This is a genomic window from Haloferax mediterranei ATCC 33500, assembly GCF_000306765.2.
In the GTDB taxonomy this organism is placed as follows: domain Archaea; phylum Halobacteriota; class Halobacteria; order Halobacteriales; family Haloferacaceae; genus Haloferax; species Haloferax mediterranei.
The window spans coordinates 263,018-281,460 of record NC_017943.1; the positions used below are offsets into that span (position 1 = coordinate 263,018).

The window sequence follows — 18,443 nt, forward strand, 5'->3', positions numbered from 1 at the left end:
GCGATGGAGAACGCGTTTGTGGCTGCCGACGCGCCCGTGGAAACGTTCTATTCGGACACCGGTGGACACGAGTTCCACTTCAGTACGTGGTGTGTCGAAACAGTGAGGCCCCGAACCGCTGATTTTCTTGAGCAGGTGTTGTAAGTAGTTGGTAATGACAATATTACGACCATAATTAGTAGCCTCGCTCTCAACTGTATAGTAGCGTTCCATCTCTATAAGAGAAACTCAGTGGTGGGAGACTATTCAATCGAATGTTCTTTTTATCATACCTTACCAGTGATGTAATTCTCCGTGACTGTTTTCAGATGTGTAATGAATAATGATATATGTCAACTATCCTCATACAAGACACACTCCTGCTATCACCCGAATGGCAGCCGTGGAACCAGATGGAGGGAACAGGTACCCTATTCGAGGAAGGGAAACTCACAGATGTCGAAGAGGACTGGGGGGCGAATGGTGTCACCCTGTCTGCAACACTTTCCGTCGAACAACCCGACCCAATCGAAATCGGTGGGTTCGATGTTTCGGTCGGAAAGCCGGACGCTGGTGCGGTTGAATTCGACTTTTCTCTTACCTTCGACTCTGAGCCACTATTCGCGGCTATTTCGGTCATTCTGTTGGCGAAAGGCGTCATCACCGTCAAAGACGTCGAACGCACGGCCGACAAACTCGGTATCGACTCGAACGCGCTCAATCTCCAGCAGAACCCCGAATACTTCCACGATATCAACTCACTCGGCCATGTACGGGCCGAGTTCGGCCTTCCAGAGGTTCATCTACTGCTTCCGGGTGAACACCTCCGCGTCGGTCGGCGAGTGACCCAAAACGGAAACACAGTCGGAATCGAACCAGTCGCCGACGACCCGCGACCGACCACGAAACTCGTGAACCCGACGGTGGTCGCCGACACGAAAGACGGTGCCTCGATTTCGGTCGGCGGTCCACAGGACGTTACGCTCCCGCCGCTGTTAGTCCGAGGAAGCGGTATCGCATTAGAGTTCGAGGAGGTCGCTCCAGACTTCTCTTCTACCTCCGGCCACCCATCGGTCACGGAGATGGACGGCTACGACGCCTCGTGGCAAGGGCTCTACGTCGGGGAAACGACCGTCTGGGGGTTAGACGAACTCCTCCCGTTCCTCCCCGACGAACTCGACTCTTCGAATGCCGACGGAGGGTCTGGGAACGGCGGCGGAAACGGAAGCGGGGCAAACGGCGGCAACGGGTCGAATAACGGCGGCAGCACTTCGGCCGGCGGCTCCCGTCTGACGTTCTCGGAGTGGCTCATCGACGAGAACGGGGCGACCGGGTCAGTCTCGTTCGTCGTTCCGCCGGCGAGTAGCCGTGACGAACTCCTCCAACTCAGGAAACTCACGCTCGGATTCGACAGGGGTTGGGTGCCGACGACCCTCGCGGCCGATGTCGCCCTCGATTTCTCGACGCTCTCGAACGACGACGGCGACGACCTCGGCGGACTCGGCAACGACGGAACGCTCTTGCTCGGCACCGATTTACGGTACGACCCGTCGCCCGAGGCACCGCCGGCGCGGTTCGGCTTTGATTTCGTCGTCCGCGGCGGCGACGACGACGCATTTCTCCACCTCGGAACGGGAGCACTGGGAAGCGCAGCACCCGTCGTGTTTGCCGTGATGGCAGGGTTGACCGCCCCGCTCGACACCGAACTCGGCGTCGTCATGGCATCGATGGCGGCCCTCGAAGCGCGGGGCGACCTCGAAACGAAGCGAATCGCCATCAAGGAACTGTCGTTCAGCTACGCGCCCGAAAAGCGGACGGCGAACGGAACGGACTACTGGGCGCGCGTCCTCACCGTGTCCGTCTCGACGAGTGTCGAGTCGCAACTGCAGCTCGATGCCGCTGATATCGACACCCCGCTCGGCCTCGGGCTGAACGACCTCACTTTGACATGGGTCCTCAATCACGGCGAGTTACAGAAGGCGGGAGCGACAAAGCAACCGAATCCGGTCGCTGTGTCGTGGGAACTCGACGACATCAGCGTGACCCTCTCGGCCAATGCCAACCTCGCAAACGTGGTCACCATCACCGATGTCAGTCTACGAAAGACCGACGAGGAGTTCCTCATCGAACTCGGCGTCGAAGCCAGCGGGAGCGGTGACGTCGCAATCGGCGGCCTTCCGGACGCGGTCGTGTTAGCCTTCGACGCGAAGAAACCCGACGTCGGGGATTTCAAAGGCGTTCGCTTGAAGCAAGGCGGTCAGCCGATAACCATCTTGGCTCCGGGGACGCTGTACGCTTCGGGGGAGATGACGACCGGAAAAGACGCCATCAGCCAGTTCCCGGAACCGGCACAAGGGACGTGGGAAAGCGGCATGGTCGGGTCGCTACAGGCGTTCGTCGTCGGAAACGGAACGGCGAAAAAGCCGGCAGACCACCGTAAGCGGTCGAGCTACCAGTTCACCTTCGACATCGACCTGCTGTCGGCGCAGAGCAGTGGCGGGATGACGACGCTCGTCGTCACTATCGACGGAACGTTCACGCCGGGGATTCCCCTCGGAACGTCCGGTGCGGCGCTGTACGGACTCGGATTGCTGTACGCGCAAAACGCCCAACCAGCACTTCCGCAGGATGGCGACCTCCCCGAGTGGTACATGAACGAATCGCCCCAGTACACAACCGACGCGCCGAAGTGGGAACCGGCGCTGGACGAGTGGGGCTTCGGTGCGAGCGTGGTGCTCGGGTCGGCCCCCGACGAGGCCCGGTCGTGGAGTGCAAAGGCCGGACTGTTCCTGATGCTCCCCGGCCCCGTCATCATGATTGCGGGAAAGGCGGACATGTTCTCGGGGAAGCCCTCGATGGGCGGGGGGTCCTCGCCGCCGTTCGCCGCGGTCATCGTCCTCGACTTCGAAGACGACGTATTCTCAATCGATATCAAGGCCGACCTCTCGCTTCCGGAGGATAGTGACGCCGACTTAGTCGAACTCGACGTTCCCGTCGAGCTATTCGTCGACCTGCAGAACGCCGAGCAGTTCTATCTCTACTTCGGACGCTATCAGCCGAAAGAAAAGCGCGTGACAGCGCTCGCGCTCGGGATGCTCGACATCTCGTCGTACCTCATGCTCGACGGGCGAACGATTGCCGGACTTCCGATGGGTGACCTGCCGGGACTGGCGCTCGCACTCGGTGGTGAGGCCCGAGTCAAGTGGGGTCTCGATGCCGACGTTATTCAGTGTTATCTGTACGCCGAAGCAGCGTTCCACCTCGGCGTCTCGCTGGCTGATCCGCCGCTTCTCGTCGGGATGGTCCGAATCGAGGGAGGTCTGGTAGTGAAGGTATTCGGATTCGGCCCGGAACTCGGCGTCTATGCCCAGCTATCCGCGGTCGCACCCGAACCGTTCGAACTGACCGGTGAGGTCGGCGTGGACATCGACCTCCCGTGGCCCCTCAGCGACGTGCACACGAGCGTCGACTTCACGTTCGGTCCCGGCGGTGACCTTCCGGATGCACCCGACCCAATCGAGGGGGTGACAGCGCACTCGCGGTACGAAAAGAAAGCACAGGAGCTGTCGGAAAACGGCAACAACGATAGAGTACCGGTCGACCCGGTGTTTACAGTCGCATTCGACGCACCGGTCGGAAACGAGTCCGGGACAGTCGGGTCGTTCAATACGGGCGGTGACGACACGAACCACCCCGTTTGGAAGGTCGTGAGTAGTTCGGAAGAGAAGGACGAAAACGGCATCAAAAAGCGCCATCGCGTCGGCTACCGATACGAACTCGTCGACGTCTCGATTACCGAGGTGCGCGAGGACGGAAGCAACCAAACGCTGAGCGACAAGCCGGCGACGTGGGACCCGAAAGCCACCAGCGGTGGGAACACGGAGGCTGGAAGGAACGCCGGGGCCACTTCGAGCGGTGGGATGCCCGCACGGAACGCTCTCCAACTGCTCGACGCCGAAAAGAGCCACACGAGCAAGTACGTTGGCACCGCGGCGAAACTCGTCCGCGAGACGGAGGCGTCGTGGGACCCCTGTCGGCGCGAAAAGCCCAAACAGAGCGCCACGTACCACGCTGCCGACATGCCAACCGGACCACTGGACGAGGAGGCGGACGAACTGACGCCGATAGACGACGAGAGTCCGCCGGCTTACGGACGTGCGGAACCGCAAACGAACGCCGGCCGGTCGCTTCAGCGGTACGCCGACTTCGACGTACTCCCTGCTGCGGTTCACGAACGCGCCTGGTCGAAAGCCGCCGCTCCGACCCCGGCGTTCGAACGCCGACGGTTCCTCTGTGTCCCGCAGGCGGTCGGGCGGTCGGACCACTCGAATCGCTTGCTCGCGAGTCTCGAAACCCGTCCCTGCGAGGCGCTCGACGTGGCGGTGCCCGAGAACGACGAGGTGACCATCAGACTCCTGCTCGCGCCGAACGTGAAGCTGACCGCGCAACCGATGTCGGACGGCGAGGTCGATGGTGAACCGCTCAAAGCGGAGTGGGTCGAGCCGCTGTACTCAGATAGGGACCCCGTGGGTCCGAGCCACGACGCAACCAGAGAGGGCTGGGGAATCTACGAAGTGACGGCCACGTCGGGCATCGACGTAGTCCGACTGTGGGCCGTCCGAGCAGCCAGCGGATTCGTCCAAGAGTCACTCGAACCCTTCACGGCGACAGTTCTGGACGTGACCGCCGACCTACCGGGACAGCGAGGAAGCAGTCCAAACGTCGAGGTAGATGCAATGAACGACCTCTATAGCGACCTGTTGAACGCGAAGTACAGTGGAACCGCACCGGGCGTATTGAAGCCGGATACCGAGTACGAGATTTCGGTGAAAGTGAAAGCCACCCACGCGGAGCAGTGGGGCGAATCCGACCCCGAGTTCTCGGATGCCGCCGGGACCCACTCGCGCACGTGGACCGTCCGAACCGAGGCAGAACCCAGAGAACGGCTTCGGGCCACCGACGACCCAGATGGAAGTAAAGACAACTGGGACGTGGCGACGAGGCCTCGCGACGGTGCACCGGCCTTCTACCGCGGTTCAGACGTCGAATTAGCGTTCCGGCGAGAGCGCACGCTCGCGGCGTTCGAAGCCCACGGTACTGCACTTGCGGTCAGGCTGGTGGACGAACAGGGGAACGACCAGTTCGACGCGGTCGATGTCACCGAGAAACTCGCATCTGACCTCCCACCCACGGCGGCGGAGTGGCGGGAGATGCTCTCGAACATCGGCTGTCTGAACATCGACCCCATGGAACTGTACGCGTCGGGCGAGGACACTATCGAATCGATACTCGAACCGGGCGCTCGCTACGTCGCGTCGATTCACGTCGTAGACGCGAACACGAAGCTCAAGAACGTGAACTTCGACGACGAGTCCACCGCGCCGGCCGTCCACTCGTGGCGCTTTACCGCCTCGCGGTACCTCGACGCAGGCGAGCACCTCGGCGCTCACGAGCCGGTGGACGAGTTAGTCGCGTCCGCGCCCGACGAGCAGGCGCTCCAATCACTGGCGGCGACGAAGACGCAGGCAACCGGGGTGACGGTGGACGACGAAGCCCTCGATACGCTCCTCCACGGAGACGTGGGGCTTTCCCCCCGGCGAGCGCCGGACGACCCCGAGGTGGTTCGAATCTGGCGGTGGAAACCGTCGTCGGACACGGCGGACCCGTTGGCACTTCTGTTCGACGGACCAGAACCGCTTGCCAGAGAGGGATACGACCTCTCGGTGAAGCAGAACGGCCGCGAGTTGAACGGGCGGTTCCTGACCCGGACGGACCGCGCCCGAGTGCTGTTCGTGCCGGATGCGGGTGAACTCGCCGCCAACGCCGACTGCACCGTCGAAGTCGACCACTCGGGGGCAACCGAGCGGACGACGGTTGCGATACCGAAGCGTCCTGCGCAGTTACAGCCAATGGGGGTGATTCCATGAGTTTCGACGGCAACCGGCCGGGCGAAGCCGACACCCACGAGGAGACCGACGCGGAACGAGAGGGTGACGCGGAACGACGGACGCTTCGACTTCCGGACGAACTCGCCGCGCTCGACATCGACCTCGACGCAGGGACGCCCTCCGAGACAGGGGGAGAACAGCCCCGGCGAGAACCCCTGTGGTCGAGTCCGGCCGTCGAAGCGGGTGGGACGAACAATTTAGAGGGTCTGTTCAGCGACATCGGTATCGACACCGATGACAAAGGACCGTTCGGCGGCTTGCTCGACGACGACGTGGCGAAGTCGGGTCGCCTGCTGGACGCGCTCGGCGAGGACCTCGGGTCACTCGACGACCTGCTCGGCGAGCACGCCGCGGAGTTGGGTGGCCTTATCTCGGAACCCGAGTCGGTGCCGAGGTTCCCGACCACGTTCTTCTCTCAGCCCGTGAGTACCGAGCGTGGTGATTCGAGCACCGAGAGCGACGAGTCCGACGTTATCCGGACGGTCGTTGACCCTGGCATGCTCCAACTGGCCGCACGAGGGTTCGAAAACGACCACTACCTACCAGACGGTCGGTATCTCCGGTGGACCTTCGAGTCGGGCATCGGCTTCCCGCGGTCCGGGTTCAGGCTGTACCGACGGGAGTCGCCGTCGAACATCAGCCCGAAGGATATTTTCGCGGTCCGGCGCTCACTGCGGTTCAAATCGAACCTCTCCGGCGGGGAGATACGGACCGGAAACGGACTCCGGGTGACGCACCCGAACGGGGTGACCGTCGAGCAGTACGACGACCACAGCCACGGCGTCCCGTTGAACGAAACGCCCACGCGAGTCCGGTTCGCCGAGAGCGACGCGGTCGATGCGGCCGAACTATCGGCGTGCTGGGTCAGCATCAAATTCGCTCGACGGCGGATGACCGGGTCGATAGGGGCGGTCGCGGTCGGCGAGGAGGGAACCGAAACGCGGGTGCAGGACCGCGGTGGCGTTGGCATCGACCTCGAAATACCCTTCGAGCCGTTACCAATCCCCGAAACCGAGCTTGAGAATATCATGGAGGTGCAGGACGTGCAAGTGCTCGAACCAAACGCCGAGGGGTCCACGCTCGTCGGAGAGCAAAACGGGAGTGACGGCAGTACCGAAGGCGTCGGAAGCGGTGACGGTGAGAGCGGCGGCGGAAGCGGTGGCGGCGACGGAAGTGGCGGTAGCAGCGGTGTCGGCGGGGGAATCAGCGGCTTCGATAGCGGCGGCACCGGCGGAATCGGCGCTGGCGCGCTCGACATCGGTCCGCTGTGGTCCAGCAACACCGGTTTCGGCGGCACGGGTGGCGGTATCAGCGTCCGTCCAACGCCGATTCAAAATCCGTGGGTGACCGGTTCGCTAGTGCTCCACGGGAGCGTTATCGACGAACTCAAAATCACCGGAACGGGCGCGATGCTGTACGGCGTGTACTGGCTTCCAGTTGGGGAGTACGCCGAGACCGAGGGGTGGGAGAAAGTTGATACGTTTAGGCTCCCCATCCGAGGCGACGGGGTGTTCTATCCGCGGGCCTCGAAGCCGGGACGGTCCATTGCCCGTGACCGACTCCGCGACACGCCGCCGAAGGCGCTTCCGCCGTGGGACGAACCGTCGTGGCCGCCAGCACCCGACCCGAACGCCGTTAGAACCGACCAACGGAAACGCTATCTCGGAGACGGTCACAGACGGCTCGAAAAAGCGCTCGATACGATTCTGGAAAGAGAGATGACCGATGCGGTCCGGCAGGACTCGGTCACGCGAAAACAAACGCTTTCGCCCGACGCGACGACGACCAACAAGCTACAGGGGAGCGAAGTCGAACTCGGGTTGCTCGACTCAGTGCTGACGGCCGCAGTTGACCCACAGCAAGCGACCGCACTTGGACTAGCCACGGCCGAGACTGACCGTCTCGACGCCCGGTTCGACTACAAGTTGGAGGCCGACTGGCCGCTCCTGTGGTGGTACGCGATGCTCGCGCCGCTGACTGGCGTCCGCCTCCTCAAGAACTACCGAGACACCGAACCCGACTCGAACGGGGTCCGGCTTCCGATTTGGAGTCGAACGGACCAGAAACCGACGACTGCGCTGGAGGCGATGGCCGACGCGAAGGTCACGGTAGTCTCCGTTGCGACCGATATCGAAGCGACTCCGTCCTCGCCGGTTTCGTCACCCACGGGTCTCTCTGCCGAACTCACTCCGACACCGGGTGAATCGGTCCCCGCGAGCGTCAAACTCGAATGGGACGCCGACGGCGGGAACCTGTTCACGTCGGGCGGACACATCGCCTACGCCGTCCGGCGGAAGTTCCAGGGAACGGACGAAGCAATCCACCACAACGACCCCGACACCGGAGTGACGTTGCCACACATGAACGCCTCGTCCGGGAAGGCGAGCGTGACCGACCACGACCCACCGGGGCTCGGAACCGCGACCTACCGCGTCTCGGGTATGGACGTGTGGGGTCGATTCAGTGATTTCGCGGAGATTACCGTCGAGATTACTGACGAGGTGGCACCGCCCGCACCGACGGGACTCATCGCGGACCTCGTGGGCGACCCAGACACCACCACGTGGGACCTCGAACTCGAATTCGACTGGACCGCGGGCCAACGCGAACTCGCACCGGATACCGCAAGTTTCGAACTCCTCTGCGAGCAAGGAAAGGTCGAGCCGACGACCGCCGATGGCAGCCGCGGATTCGATAATTGGGACCGCGCCGAGATTGCGCCGGGAACGCGAGAGCGGATACAGGTCGCGTGGCCCTCGCTGTCGGTGACGTCGAATCGGGCGGGCATCACCGCGCAAGTCGAGCCGGCACACGCCACTCAAGACCCGACAGTCGATGCTCGGGTTCAGGTCACGATTCCCGACGTGACCGTCCCGTACGATGGCGATACGGCCGAACTGTCGGTGACGGCGGTCGCGGTCGATACTCACGGAAATCCGCCGACGCCGGACGCGCCAAACGCGGGAGACGTGGCGCGGCGCGCGGTTGCGAGCCGAACCGCACCGCGGGAACCGGCAAGTCCGTCGATGCCGCCGGGACCGCAACAGACCACGTGGCCGGACGCACACGGGAACTGTCACTGGACGTGTGACTGGTCGAGTCAACCGTCCGGGAGTCAGACCAAGGTGCTCCGAGCGTCTCAGGCTCGGTTACTGAGCACCGCCGACGTGGCTCACGACGACTTCGCCGCCAAGACACCCGGCAAGCGTGCCGAGCAACTTCGGAACCTCGCCGCGAACAACCAGCAGGTGTTCTCACCGGACCATCAGGAGCCATACGACCACAACACGACCGAACACACCGTCTCCCTCGGCGGGGACGACCGGGGCTGGACCGTTGTCACAGTGCGACACACCGGTCCAACGGGAACCAAATCACAATGGCCCGGACCGGATGGGTTCGCGGTCATCGCACCGCGAACCCCGCGGGTTCCCTCGACACCTCGATTATCGGCACGCCCGGACACGGACAGCGTCCGACTGCGACTCGAACCCGACGCGTCGGGGACGGCGAAAAACGTGCGGCTCTTCCGAACCCCGGACCCGGAAGCCGCAAAAGACCTCCGACGGATGCGACCACTCGCGTTCCCGAACACGTCGGGAAGTGCTGCTGACGTCCCGCTCCAGACGAATCAGCCGACGACCGTGACCGACGACGTGCCGTACGCGGACCGATGGTACGCCTACCGCACCGTAGCCGAGTCAGCATCCGGCGAGCGGTCGTCGCCGACCGAGCCGGTGTGGGTTCGCGCGAGTTCGTCGACACCACCACCGAAACCCACCGTCAAATCGGTCGAGGCGGTACAGGGCGACGACCGAAAGCGGCGGGTCGAAATCGATGTCGAAGGCTACGACCTTGACCTCAGACTCCGGCGTTCGCGCGCTGGAACCGACGACTGGACGACGCTCGAACAGACACCCGTAGAGGACTGCACGACGGTTTCGACCAGTCCGGGCGGGCGAGTCGTCGAGATAGTCGACGAAGTGCCGTCGTCGGAATCGTCGTGGGCATACACGTACACAGCCACCGTTGAGGACCGCCGCGGACGGACAGCCACCAGCGACACGACCACACAAGGAGGAAACTAATGATGTTTGAAAGCGTCGAACGACGACTCGTCTCGCTCGAATTACCATCGGCAGACAAGAAGGCACTCGGAAACATCCCTGCGCAGGTTCGGTCCTTCCATCACGGCGAACGGACGGCCGACCTCGGGACGCTCGGGGACAACTCCGGAAGAATCGTGCTCTGGCCCGACCAGAACGAGCTTAACGGCGCGAGTCGGGTCGAGTGGTCGATTAGTTCCGGGATATCAGCGCCAGAGGTGTCGTGTTCAGTTCCAACCACAGGGACCGGAAGCGGCGGTGACGGATGCAGTGGCGGTGCCGCCGGAAATAACGGCGGAATCTACGTGTACGCCGGTCAACCGGGTGAGTTCTACGTCCAACTGTTCGAGGTCACGGGCAGCGGGCGAAACCGACAGCGCGGCGAGGAACTCGGCTGGCACCTCCTTTCGGTCCCGCAGTTCGTCCACGTCACCACTGACCAGACGTTCCGTGACCGGGTGGATGCGCTGACCAGTCGCCTCTCCGGAAGCGGGAACACCGACGACAAACGAGAGGCAGTGCTCGAAAAGATACAGCGCGTCGCGGCCCACGTACTCCGACCGGCCAACGTCCGGTTAGTGTGGGGTGACCTCGGTGACTCGCTTCCCGTCCAATTCGACAAGAACGCCTCGGGGACCCGAAATGGCCTCGTCACCGGCGTTCCGGTGTCGAGCGGACTCCCCGGGTGTGCGTCCGACCACCTGATTACGGTTACCCTGGAAGGCACCGGCAGCAACGTCACCGTAAACGAGTACAGTCAGGTGCTCTCGGATGGGTCACCCACTGGCAACGTTGCGGTTGCAGACGGGCTTGCACCGGTTGGGAGCAACGCGACCGCAGCAACCGTCCGGAACCATCTAACAGGCCTCACAGATGCCGAGACACAAATAGAACGCGCGACACGGTGGCTCGGTATCGCAGTCGCTCGAAGCGTTCTCACGGAGTTAGGTATCGAGGAGAACGAACCAGTAGACTCCTACGACGATGCAGTCGAACGTGCACTGTACGAACGCGCACTGCTCGAAGGGGACATCATGAACTCCTCACCCCAAAATCCGCTCCGTGACCTGCTCGGAATCCAGACCGGTGGCGGCTCTACGACCGACCTCGTCGAAGCATACCGTGCTGAATTCGATGTGACTGTGGACCAGTCGGGCCTGCTCGACGTGCTCGAACAGACGACGCCGTTCGACGTACTCGTCGGTATCGTCGGCACCAACCCCAACGACCCTACCGCACAGGACGGCACTCTGGACCAAGTCGAAGACGAGATTCCTCTGGGCCCACCGTATGGTGGCTGGCATCTGCGGGCTGGCGACAACGACGCCGGAAGCGGAACTGCGACGTACGAAGGTTCACAGCGGACGAATCCCGACGAACTGCCGTCGAGTGATGAGCCGGGATACGTTCGTCTGCTCCAAGACGACCTTCGGCTGCTGGGAATCGAATTAGCGCCGGCCCCCGGCGAGAGTGGGAGCGGCGAGATGGGCGACCCATCAAAAGGGGATGTGGACGATTCAGCAGCCCTGTTCACCGAATGGGCACTCCGCGAGTTCCAGATTGCGCTGTCGTATCCGCAGGCAGCGGTCCACGTATTCAAGAACGAGGACGTGTACGGCGAGAATCTCGAAGCGATTCCCAACCCGACCAGAGTAACCTCGACTGAGTCGGATGGAAGTTTCAATATGGAACCCGCAAAGCGAGTGGTGACCGGGGTCCTCGACTCGCTTACGGGTGACCGACTCCGAAGGTGGCGGTTCCGTCGGGCGCGGTACCCGATAGTGGTCGAGGCACGCGATTCGGGGACGGGTGCAGGGACGGGAAGCTATCCCAATATTGCCACCGCGGACTACGACAACGACGGAACCGACGAGGCGCTGGACAACGTCTGGCGTGCCACGCAAGTCGAGTCGGTAACCCCACGAGTGTTCGTTCGGGACCTCTCGGAGCACGCCGACGTCACGCCGGACGAAGAAGTCTCTGCTGGGCTTCGTCTCCACACGCTCGGCGACCAAGGGGTCCGAAGCGGGAGCCCTACAGGGCCGCATATGAGCGGGTCAAACCACGGGCAGGTCCCCGTCGTACCATCGAATTTCCATTCGACAGCGGAGGAGATATCCGACCTCGGAAGCGACGAACTCGCGGCGTTCAAGGCCGTCGCCGCCGCGACGTACCAGGAGTCAACCGGCTACTTCGATGTCGTGAACTGCTACGACAACCAGGTACTCTCCCAACCACTTTGTCACTACGTGTTCGGTCTCGGCACCAACGCCGAGAAGGTTGGTGAGTGGCCGGGGTTCCTCTCGTACCTGCACGACCAAGACGAGGACCTGTACATGCGATACTACGGCTCGCGCGGAGTCTGGCCCTCGCGTCTCTACGGGAAACCGAAGGATGGGAGCAACGTTTCGGAGTACACGTGGCGGAACAGCGGCAAACACATCGGGGCCGCGTACTTGCTCCACCGGAAGACCCCGGGTAGTGACCAGATTGACGGAGACCTGGCAATCCGAGGACGGACGGGCAAAAACGACACGACCGTCTCCAAGAAAGACCGCCGTGCGTACGCCCAGTGGTTCCGAACGTGGCATTGGATGTACCGAGTGGTCGCGTCCATCAGAGGTGACGAGACCATGCGCCGGCGCATCTACGAGTTCGCAGTTCGTCGAGCCGCGGACCTCGACGACGTAGAAGGTCTCCCGGAGTCGGAGTTCGGCGTGGCGATGGCGTTGCGGTTGCACATCTATCGACCGGGAACCGGTCTCGATATGCTCCGAGCGGCCGCAGGCGAGTCGAACGAAACCGACCGTATCGAGGCGATGCTCGACGTGCCCCCGTATGCCACGGCGACCGGAAGCGTCGAGTTCACAGTGAACAACGACAGCGTCACCGTCCCCGCAGGGACGACCGTTCGAACTGCCCCGGATTCCGACGGCAATCAGTTCGACTTCGAAACGACCGCGCAGGCCGCACCAGCGGCTGGCTCAACAACGGTAACGGCGAACATCGAGGCAGTCAATCCCGGCGACGAGTACAACGTCGGCGCGGGGCAGATATCACAACTCCCAACGTCTCCCGCGGGCGTCCAGAGCGTCACGAATCCCAATGCGACGACCGGCGGTGCGGGGACTACGTTACGCGATGAAGCCGAACAGGCAGTCGAGTGGCCGGGTGGAGCAGTCCCCGGAATCGGCACGTCGGAACTGAGCGACCTCGGTTCCCAGCAGTCCCACGGCTTCGACGTCGACGGCGACGGAAGCACCGACGTAACACTCACGAGTCGGCTGTCGACGGCAACCGGCTTCCCCACCGGTTCCGACCTCGAAACAATCGCGGCGGCACTGCCGCAACGCGAGAACACGTTCAGCAGCGAACCAGCGGACCGGCCGTGGGAGTGGGTCGAAGACTAAGACGAAGGCTTTTCGATGGGGTGTGAAACCAGCAAAAAGCTATTTTTGTAAGCGCGGACACGAATCGATGATGGACTCGCGAGGACTCCCTGTAGTGCTAGCCGTACTCGTCCTGCTTTCCGGCTGTAGTGCTCTCACGCCCGACTCCGGGCCTCGGTACGACGTTTCTACAGAGATAGTTACAGTGAATGACTCCCAGTCGCGCGTTATCGCAATCACACCACTCGATGGCGAAATATTCCCGAAGGGTGATGAGATTATTGTCGACGGCGGATACGTGACCTTCACCGAGACATCGACGATGCACTACAACGGGACGGCGTATCTCGTCTACGTCCCATCCCGAACGAAATTCGACCTCACACCGGAACCCGATGGAACGGTTCACGGACTTGACGACGCGAATTTCACCGTCGACGAGGTTCGAATCACCGCACACGGCGAGACAGAGACCCACGAGTTGTAAATCGTAATCGGTGCTCCGGTCCTGAGACACTGCTGTAGTGCCACCCTATCCAAAGAGTTCGACTAGGCGGTACTCACATCCTATCGTTTTACCTTAAACTGATTACCATCCAACGTTTCTATACGATTCCAATTCGTACGGGAATTCATGGACCCCGCTTCCGCAACGGAGTACTGTGAGTCCGTTCTGAAATCAGTCGAAACCGCAGTCGTCGCTGACCAAGACTTCCTCGAAACCGTACTCGTCGGCGTCGTCTCTGACGGGCACATCCTCCTCGAAGACGTTCCCGGGACGGGAAAGACGCTCACAGCAAAGAGCTTCGCCACAGCACTCGGCCTCGAATTCAGTCGAGTGCAGTTCACGCCCGACCTCCTCCCGTCGGACATCGTTGGAACCCACATCTACAACGAAGCAGCAGAACGCTTCGAGTTTACCCGTGGCCCAATCTTCGCGAACGTCGTCCTCGCCGACGAGATAAACCGTGCCCCGCCGAAGACGCAGGCCGCGCTCCTCGAAGCGATGGCCGAAGGGCAAGTGACCGTCGACGGCGACACCTACCCGCTCCCGGACCCGTTTTTCGTCATCGCAACCCAAAATCCTGTCGAGAGCGAGGGTGTCTTCCCGCTCCCAGAGGCGCAAATCGACCGATTTACCATCAAAACGACAATCGGCTACCCCGAGACCGAAGCCGAAAACCGACTTCTCCGCCGCCGGACAAACAGAGACACGTCGGAACCGACTGTGACAACTGTCCTCTCACCTGAGGAAGTTCGTGACCTACAATCCGTCCCGGAGTCCGTCCGCGTTCACGACGACCTCATCTCTTATATAACCAGTATCGCACAGGCGACGCGAAACGACCCGCAAGTCCGAGTAGGCGTCTCACCGCGCGGGACACAACGACTCCTCGAAACTGCCCGCAGTCGCGCCGTATTCGAAGGCCGAGAGTTCGTCAAGCCCGCCGACGTGAAAGCAGTCGCCCGCCCGGTACTCGCTCACCGACTGGTTCTCACTCCCGACGCCTCGATTGAAGAGACCAGTAAGTCTGACGTGATTTCGGACATTCTCGACACGCTCAGCGTCCCGAAGGTCTCACTCGGGAACGCCTGACGTACACGTAGGGGAGAAGGTGAAAGAGAAGATGACTCAACTCATCTCTGAAGTGCGAGCAGCAATGCAACGACACCGACGAGAAGCGCAACAAGCGCAAGGACCGGCTGTCGGCCCGTCATGGTGAGAAACACCGCATAGCCAACGCTCGAACCGGCCGCGAACACGACACTACTGCTGACTGCGTGCACCATCTCGATTCGAAGGGTCGACACCCCGCTTCCGACCTCGTCGGCGATACTGAATCCGTTTTGCCCGACATCCCACGCGATGAGCGCGAAGAATGCAGCAGTGAGAAGGAACAGTGGGGCCATCCCGAGCATCCCCGCGAGAATAATCGCAACTACGAGTAGAACGGTTCCAAGCGTGTATATTTCGGTGGACCCGCGGACGAGACCAACTAGGAGGAAGAAGACGCCAAGCGCGCTTGCCGCGAGCGTGTAGGTGGACACAGCAGTGATGACGAGTGTCGCGATAGCCGCTAGCAGCGCAATGCCACTACTCAGGAGTGGTGGCATCTCACCTGGCAATCGCCGAGCGTTACGATTCACGATGCATCACCTCCGCAAACGGCTCAGACGGATTCCAATCGACGACGGGAATATCAACTCCACGAAGGTCACTGAGTCGGAGTCGCCGAGTGAGTGATGCGTATGCAGTGCCACAGTCGAGCGTAGAAGTCGCCGATTCCGGTGCCGTCGGGTCCGGACTGATTACCGAGACCGCATAGCCGTAGGCGTCGAGTCGTCGTACGACGGCCGTCGCCTCGTCGTCGCAGAGTGGCGAGATGAAGATAATCTGTGTGTCCGGTCGAACGCGCTGATATAGCTCGCGGACTGCTTCGGTTGCGTCGAATTCGCCTTCTGGAGCGTTCCATGCGAATGCATCATCGCCGGACAGTGTCTCTCGAATTCGGCGGCGATGTACGTCGCCAGCGCTCGGCAGCAACCAACACGACCGCGGTGAGAGCGCCGCGATACCGACTGGGATACTGTCCGACAGTAGTTGAGACGCAAGCGCGTGTCCGGCGGTCACACTTCGTTGGACGATTGGTTCGTCACACTCACCCGCCGGTTCGAGGTAGGCTTCAGCCCGGGCGTCAATTACGAGTAAGACGTTCTCTAGGTGAGGCTCCCGAAAGTCGATTGTTGTGAACTCGCCCGTCTTCGCCTTGCGCTTCCAGTCGATTCGAGACAGCGGGTCGCCAGGCCGGTACTCCCGAACCGAGTGGAACTCGACACCGGAGCCTTTGATTGCCGACCGCGACTGACCCGGATGAACCGTCGTCTGCTGTCGAAGTCCCACCTCGGGCATGGAACACTCCGACGGATGGCAAGTGATTGTTGTGGGCGAACTCCGATGGAGCGTTTCCCGCTTACGGACGCCGGACACGTCGCGCGTGATGAGTAGCGCAGGGTCGAACGCGTGGACACCATGGACGGCTTCGACGGTGTACGTAAACGTCGCCTCCTTTCCCGGTCGAAGCGCGGTGGTGAATCGTGGCGAACCCTCTGTGACGGTGAGTCCGGCAGGCACACCATCAATGAGCCGGAGGTCTGCAATCGTGGCGTCGCTCGTGTTCTGAATCGAGACGGTTACCTCGACAGGTTTCTCTGGGTTGGGTTCGGCGTCGCTGACAGTTCTCGTGATAGAGACCGTTTCCGTCGGTGAAGGGACGATACGAGTGTACCCGGAGACGGTGATACCGAAGAGCGCAAGGAGCAGAAGCGCCGGATGCAATGTGACGATACCGAGCCCACCGGCCGCAAGCGCTGCTGCGGTCACACCACGTGTTCGGTCCGTTGTGGATTCTCGGGAGTCCTCCGTCGTATCGGATGGCCAGTACCGCCGCGTCGTTACGGTCGGAGGGTCATTGAGCGACGTTCGCGCTGCGTCGGACAGCGCCGGTGTCACGTCGCCCTCGTCGAATCTGGTCGCGAGTTCGGCAACGGCGTGTCGCGCCCGCCGAGTAAACGGCGGTTCGGTACTTCGGAGTGAGCGCAGTCGCTGCCGGAGTGAGAGCGACGGAACGACATCGTCGGCGAAGAACGCCGCCGCGTGTGGGTTCTCAGTCCAACGTCCCTCATCCAACCGTGTCTCGATGTCCGTCCGCGTCCACCGTTCCGTTCGCGAGAGGACTGTAATCGCCATCTGTCGTAGTTCGGCACGGAGTGCGAGACGCGCTTCCGGGTCTTCCGCACGTCGGTCGGTCCACTCAATTGCTTCCAACCGTCGCGCAAACGCCGTTCCGGGGTGTTCGTATCGAGGACGGTTTTCTGGCGAAGGAAGTTCACTTGATTCCGTCTGTTGTCCGTCCTCGGATACCGACATCGAGCGAATCTCACCGAAGAGGTAGACTGCCGCGAGAACGACTGCGAGAACGCCGGTAAGAGCGATAGGGGCCGTTCGAACGACGCCAGAGAGGGTGACAGCACCACCGAGTGTCGGCGAGACGATGAGAAGAATGCCAACGAAGCTCGACAACAGGCCGAAGACGAGAATCGAACGATGAGTCCGGCTCATGGGTCCGGTGAGAGAGGAGAAGTGTCAGACTGAGATGAGACAGCAGACATATCCGACTCAGCCGAGTCGGTAGAAGAACCGGACCCAGTCGAATATCCGTCAGCCTGCCGAATCGACGCAAATGCATCACGAGCACGCTGTTCGCGCTCATTAGTTGGGGACGTCCCACCGTATCGCACTGCACAGAACACCTCAGTAATCGAGTGTACGTCGGACGCAGGGAAGCCAGCCTGTATTGCAGTCTGTGCCAGTTTCGTCGGCGTCTCGTGCGGTTTGTCCGCTGAACCGAGTGACGAGACCATCGCCTGCCACGCGCGATAGACATCGTTTGTGGGCGGTACATCTCGGGCGTCTGCGACTGGCGTGTATGGCTCCGGTTCGTCGACGGGCGTCACCAACTCGTCGTCGGCAACGACATCAGTGTGGGAATCATCGCTCGTAAGTCGCCACAAAACGAGTATCGCGCCGACAACGAGAAGGGCGACACCGACACCAAGTCGAGAGAGGGCACTGCCAGGTTGAGCACTGCTGTCGAGGCCATTTGTCACATCCGTCTCGGGAAACACGAGATTAATGATTGGTTGTCCACCAGGGCTGTCTGTTTGTTTGGCTTTTCCTTCTTGCTCGTGGAACGTTACCGGGGTGTCCGCGGACCCCGCTTGATTCGGGTTGGCTGGGTGTGCAGATTCGAGTGTACCTGCAGCGACGCCGAGGACCGCGAGAGCGAACACGGTAATGAGGAGGGCAACGACGTGGGACCGATTCATAGGTGAATAGGTTCTATCAATAAGTCAATTCGGATAGGTATAAGAATACTACTCATACGGCTCGATTACAGCCTCGTCGGAGCGTTCTGCTGGTATTGAATCGGTTATAGAGCGGTATTCGAGTTCGAAAAGTA

The 18,443-nt window shown here is 61.7% G+C and carries 8 protein-coding genes; 5 read left to right on the top strand and 3 right to left on the bottom strand.

Annotation, left to right across the window (positions count from 1 at the left end; genetic code table 11):
* The first annotated feature begins 329 nt into the window (after positions 1-329).
* From HFX_RS16600 to HFX_RS16620, 5 genes are all read left to right on the top strand, one after another.
* A complete protein-coding gene (locus tag HFX_RS16600) occupies positions 330-5,906 on the top strand; it encodes a hypothetical protein (protein ID WP_014732699.1) in 5,577 nt (1,858 codons plus the stop codon).
* Positions 5,903-10,015 (top strand): RHS repeat domain-containing protein, encoded by a 4,113-nt coding sequence (locus HFX_RS16605; protein WP_014732700.1) that lies wholly within the window; start codon positions 5,903-5,905, stop codon positions 10,013-10,015. The genes HFX_RS16600 and HFX_RS16605 overlap by 4 nt, the downstream gene beginning before the upstream one ends.
* A complete protein-coding gene (locus HFX_RS16610; protein WP_004056485.1) occupies positions 10,015-13,443 on the top strand; it encodes a baseplate J/gp47 family protein in 3,429 nt (1,142 codons plus the stop codon). Before HFX_RS16605 ends, HFX_RS16610 begins: the two co-directional genes overlap by 1 nt.
* Before the next feature lie 67 nt (positions 13,444-13,510).
* Positions 13,511-13,909, top strand: coding sequence for a hypothetical protein (locus HFX_RS16615; RefSeq protein WP_231512953.1), 399 nt, complete (start codon positions 13,511-13,513; stop codon positions 13,907-13,909).
* A 147-nt stretch (positions 13,910-14,056) separates the two neighbouring features.
* Positions 14,057-15,019, top strand: coding sequence for an AAA family ATPase (locus tag HFX_RS16620; RefSeq protein ID WP_004056483.1), 963 nt, complete (start codon positions 14,057-14,059; stop codon positions 15,017-15,019).
* A gap of 41 nt (positions 15,020-15,060) precedes the next feature.
* Here HFX_RS16620 and HFX_RS16625 read toward each other — a convergent pair whose 3' ends face one another.
* From HFX_RS16625 to HFX_RS16635, 3 genes are read right to left on the bottom strand one after another with little or no spacing between them, the layout of a single operon-like run.
* On the bottom strand, positions 15,061-15,537 hold the full coding sequence (locus tag HFX_RS16625) for a DUF7519 family protein (RefSeq protein ID WP_004056482.1): 477 nt from the start codon (positions 15,535-15,537) through the stop codon (positions 15,061-15,063).
* 22 nt (positions 15,538-15,559) lie between these two features.
* Positions 15,560-17,542, bottom strand: coding sequence for a DUF58 domain-containing protein (locus HFX_RS16630; RefSeq protein WP_004056481.1), 1,983 nt, complete (start codon positions 17,540-17,542; stop codon positions 15,560-15,562).
* Positions 17,539-18,309 carry a DUF4129 domain-containing protein gene (locus HFX_RS16635; protein WP_004056480.1) on the bottom strand — a complete coding sequence of 257 codons (771 nt, stop codon included), beginning with the start codon at positions 18,307-18,309 and terminating at the stop codon, positions 17,539-17,541. The genes HFX_RS16630 and HFX_RS16635 overlap by 4 nt, the downstream gene beginning before the upstream one ends.
* Between the last annotated feature and the right edge of the window lie 134 nt (positions 18,310-18,443).